1 pseudogene is annotated in these 1,247 nt (G+C 46.1%); it reads right to left on the bottom strand.

Features of this window, described 5'->3' with window-relative positions:
* Positions 1–5: 5 nt before the first annotated feature.
* Positions 6–1,174: pseudogene (locus tag F6K51_RS37605) on the bottom strand (ISAs1 family transposase).
* Positions 1,175–1,247 lie beyond the last annotated feature (73 nt).

Below are 1,247 nucleotides of genomic sequence, written 5' to 3'. Positions count from 1 at the left end.
CAGGGCTATTTCATTCTAAAAATGCGCTTGAGTGTGTCTAGTCCAAACTTGCACCGTCGCTCTGCCTGGGCCATATTTGAGAAGTGATTAGAGCGATAGATATTGAGTGCAAAGTTACGAGCAACCGCAAAGATTTGAGGTAACTGATGCATGCGAATACGTGAAGCATCTTCTCCCTGGGTGAAATCGCGAACATAATGAACCTTATTTTCTACACCCCAATATCCTCGAATGCGCTGAGCAAAAGACTCTGCAGATTCGTTGAAAGAAGCAACATAATAGCGTGTTTCCGTTTCCAAACGAAGTTGTCTACCCTTTTTGAATTGTCGAACACTTTCCACTCGAATGAGGGTTTTTAGCCCCGGCCAGGGCTTGATGTGATCAAGTTGTGTGCAGATGCTAACAACTCGTTTCTCAACACGACCATGCCCTTTACTGATGTCAGTGTGACTGTGTTGGACAACAAAGTGGGCTTTGACGCTTTTGAACAGATTGCTCTGATTGCCTTTGAGCGCACCCAGGTAGTGGTTTCCACTTTCAATGATTAACTCAGCTGTTTTTTTTGAGTACTAATCGCATCAAAGGCAAAGACGACACCCTTGAGAGCCAGTTGCTTGATAAATTCAGGCAAAGCTTTGATTTCATTGGTTTTGCTATTGACCTGGTAGGGTTCTAGAATCAAACCTCGCTCAACCAGATAAGCGCTCACTAGTATAATTGCTCGGTGAGGTGGAGAGTCGGGATTATCACTCTCTAGTTGGTACGAGCCTCGTAGGACTTTACCATCACAGGCTAAGGTTTCTCCAGGCTTGGGTTCAATACCAAAAAAACGAGCCAAGGCCGCAGAATACTGCTGATAGTCTAGGTTGATCAGAACACGGCGAATCGTACTGTACGAAGGAAGTCGGCCCAAAGGGGGATCAAATAGTTCAATGAGCTCCTCCCGATAACTAGTGAGCCAGTCACCGATAGCTAGAAATCCTCGATTCCCAGCCGCGATAGCCAGGGTAAACAGGGCTAGACACAGGCTGAGTTGATGCCGTTTCCCGGAAGCATTGCGGCCATCTGGAATATCGACAAAGGCTTCCAAAATCTCAATACGCTCAGGGTTTGACTTTTCTGGGGGAAGGCTTGGAAGTAAGATTGTAGGGGCAGGTGGGGGTGGCAAACCCATGGGAACTCATGAAACACTGGTTTAACCTGTAAATCTAGCATTTATTTGCTTTCATGAGAATGAAATAGCCCTG

It is taken from the genome of Moorena sp. SIO3I8, from assembly GCF_010692325.1.
Taxonomy (GTDB): Bacteria; Cyanobacteriota; Cyanobacteriia; order Cyanobacteriales; family Coleofasciculaceae; genus Moorena.
The sequence above is the reverse complement of the archived record's forward strand: the minus strand, read 5'-3'. Positions and strand labels throughout refer to the sequence as shown.